The organism is Mesorhizobium sp. M7D.F.Ca.US.004.03.1.1 (assembly GCF_003998635.1).
Classification (GTDB): Bacteria; Pseudomonadota; Alphaproteobacteria; order Rhizobiales; family Rhizobiaceae; genus Mesorhizobium; species Mesorhizobium loti.
In genome coordinates this window covers 1-2,846 of record NZ_RZQG01000778.1, presented here as the reverse complement: position 1 = coordinate 2,846, position 2,846 = coordinate 1, and the positions used below count along the sequence as shown (strand labels likewise).

Here is a 2,846-nt window from a genome sequence, read left to right as displayed (position 1 = left end):
AGATGGAAGTGGCCGATGGCGATGCGGTCGCGGATGTTGGCCCACGACGTTTCGCGGTGTAGCGTCAGATCGATGCCTTCGCGTGCGGCAAAGCCCAACTCGCTTGCGGCGACCAGCACGGCGCTGTCGAAGAGCGGCATGAAGCCGGCGGTGATCTGGTGCTCGGCGCCCATGCTCATTCGTCCTCCGCCGGTCCCAGCAGCCCGGCTGTTGTCACCAGGCTCTGGGCGATGTCGCTGATCTTGCGGTTCTGGTTCATCGCCGTCTTGCGCAACAGCGTGTAGGCGGCCTCTTCGGAGAGGCCACGCGACTTCATCAGGATGCCCTTGGCGCGATCGATCACCTTGCGGCTCTCGAGCTCATTGCGCGCCTCTTCCAGTTCGCGCGCCATGCGCGAGAAGGCGTTGAAGCGGCTCACCGCCATGTCGAGGATCGGCTTGACGCGCTCCTGCCGCAGGCCGTCGACGACATAGGCCGAAACGCCGGCATCGACCGCCGCCTCGATCGAGGCCTGGTCGGAGCGGTCGACGAACATGGCGATCGGCCGCTTCACCGCGCGCGACAGCTGGAACATGTTTTCCAGCATGTCGCGGTTCGGATTTTCGAGATCGATGACGATGACGTCCGGCTCTATCTCGGCGATCCGCCGCGCAATACCGGTCACGTCATGGATGACGGTGACCCGCTCATGGCCGGCCTCGCGCAACCCCGCCTCGATGATCGCGGCGCGGATGCGGTTTTCGTCGATCACCAGGACGGCGAGTGCGGTTCGGACCATGCATGCATTGTGACCAAGCGAAGGAATTGTGCAATGCGGTATGGTTGAACAATCCCGACATTCGCAGACCAGCCTCTATTCCGCCGCCAGCGCCGTGACCTCGCGGCGGAAGGGCAGTGCGTCGCCGATATCGGCTTCATCCAGCTCGCGAGCGAAGCGGTGGCCGGCGTAGGTTGCCCAGGCGATCGGGCCCGACGCTTCGGCGTCGCCGATGACCGAACATGGCAAAACGTGCGCTGTCACCGTAATTCTTGCCTAAGACGAGTGGGATATTCAGCCGGCCACAATGTGACCAGTTGGATGTCATCGCCTGATGAATACGCCCGTGTAGGTCTGGCCGGCAAGCGCAACGGTTCCGGCCAGGGTTCCGTCGGGCAGCATCATAAAACTGACGTCCGCACCATTCGGGAGGCGCCCAAGCTTCAACGTAGTCCCTACAATTTTTCCTGCTCCGGCGGCCTCTCCCGGATTGTTATCGCCCAGCATTCCCCACGCAAAGGTGACCGTCACTTTGCCGTTCGGAGAAATCGTCTGCACAGCGACTTTGGCTTCATCCGTCCCCTCCAATCGTCCAACCCACATGCCCGAAAATGCGGCGTACCTTGTTGGAACGCCCTTCGCAGGGGGAGTGATTGTCATGGATTGATCCATGATTGCGGAGCCAGGAGGGGCAGGTTGAGGAGAAACAGCAACAGGATCTGACGCAGGTTCGAGAGCGGCTGATTGCGGCGCTTCAGGAGCCGATTGGCACGCGGCCAGGGCAAGTGCCGCGAAGCCCAGCATCGTGTTCCGCATCAAATCCTCCACCTCGTTCGCAAGTTGTCGGTGGGCAGCAGAGCCGCCGAATTGCACATCATTCTACACCACCGCCCTATGCATTGCGTATAGCACTTTGCATCCGTGTACCGAGCTTGTCGGCAACTCAAGAGCCGGTCTCAAATCACGGCTTCTTCCAGGAACGGCTCATTGCGCTCTATGCGCTCGTAACAGAACGGCGACAGATCGAGCGTCTGGAAAGACCCGTGGACGATGAGTTCTGAAACGGCCCGACCGACGGCTGGCGACTGTTGCAGCCCGTGCCCCGAGAAGCCGTTGGCAAACATGAAATTCGTCACCTGCGGGTGGAAGCCGACAATGCCGTTGTGGTCGAGCATGTTGTACTCGTAGTGGCCGGTCCAGCTCGTCTGGACCTTGAGCGCATCGAAGGACGGAATGCGGTGCCAGAGCGCCGGCCAGATGTAGTCGTCGAACTCTTCATGGTGCATTTCAAAGTCATCGTAGCCGGCCGGCCCGTCGCCTTGCGGCGTGTTGCCGGTGAGGAAAAGTTCGCCTTCTGGACGCACGAATGTTCCGGAAAGGTCGATGACATTGGGCATCCGGCCGGGGATCGGGTTGGCGCTGGCGAAGACGAAGCTGTAGCGCTTGTAGGGCGCGACCGGGATCGACAGGCCGGCCATGGCGGCGACCTGTTGCGCGCGTGGGCCGGCGGCGTTGACCAATGTTCCGCAACGAACCGTCTGTCCGGTCGCGAGGCGCACCGAGACGACCCGCCCATCGGCGATATCCAGCCCCGTCACGGCATTGTCGATATACTCGACGCCGCTGGCGCGGGCGGCGCGGCGGAAGCCATTCAACAGCCCCATCGAATCGAACCAGCCCTCTTCCCGGGAGCCCCAGGAACCACCGCCGAGATCCTCCACATTGAGCCAGGGAAAGCGCTCCTTCAGCGGGCCCGGCTCGAGGAAGACCGTGTGGGCTCCGAGACTGCGCTGCAGGTCGACACGCTCGCGCGCCGCTTCGACGCCGTCAGGTGAACAGCAGTAAAGATATCCATGCTCCTTGAAGCCGAGGTCGGGTGCCGGTTCGTCCTTGTAGAAGGGCGCCATCCGCTCCTCGAAACCGCGGATGATCTCGATGCCGAACTGGCTGATCTTCACATTGATCGGATTGGAATATTGCTGCCGGATCGCGCTGGTGGAGAGCGCTGTCGACGAGAACTCGTAGCTCGAGTCGCGTTCGACCACGAGGATCGAGGCGCCGCTGCCCAGCGCCTGGCTCAGCCAGTAGG

5 protein-coding genes are annotated in these 2,846 nt (G+C 62.2%); all 5 read right to left on the bottom strand.

What is annotated here, in order from left to right; all coding sequences use genetic code 11:
• A partial coding sequence (locus tag EN935_RS29685; RefSeq protein WP_164771434.1) for an ABC transporter substrate-binding protein occupies nucleotides 1–173 on the bottom strand: 173 nt, incomplete at its 3' end.
• 2 nt (nucleotides 174–175) lie between these two features.
• Entirely contained in the window at nucleotides 176–778 is a 603-nt protein-coding gene (locus EN935_RS29680) for an ANTAR domain-containing response regulator (protein WP_127265516.1), read from the bottom strand.
• A 75-nt stretch (nucleotides 779–853) separates the two neighbouring features.
• Nucleotides 854–1,021 (bottom strand): hypothetical protein, encoded by a 168-nt coding sequence (locus EN935_RS40975; RefSeq protein ID WP_164757880.1) that lies wholly within the window; start codon nucleotides 1,019–1,021, stop codon nucleotides 854–856.
• A 60-nt stretch (nucleotides 1,022–1,081) separates the two neighbouring features.
• Nucleotides 1,082–1,573 carry a hypothetical protein gene (locus EN935_RS42335; protein ID WP_126069991.1) on the bottom strand — a complete coding sequence of 164 codons (492 nt, stop codon included), beginning with the start codon at nucleotides 1,571–1,573 and terminating at the stop codon, nucleotides 1,082–1,084.
• A gap of 140 nt (nucleotides 1,574–1,713) precedes the next feature.
• On the bottom strand, nucleotides 1,714–2,846 hold a 1,133-nt coding region (locus tag EN935_RS29670), incomplete at its 5' end, for an FAD-dependent oxidoreductase (protein WP_164771433.1).

What these genes read in the sequence shown, in the direction of transcription:
- EN935_RS29680 (WP_127265516.1), bottom strand. Translation starts at nt 778, where the DNA reads ATGGTCCGAACCGCACTCGCCGTCCTGGTGATCGACGAAAACCGCATC.
- EN935_RS42335 (WP_126069991.1), bottom strand. Translation starts at nt 1,573, where the DNA reads ATGCGGAACACGATGCTGGGCTTCGCGGCACTTGCCCTGGCCGCGTGC.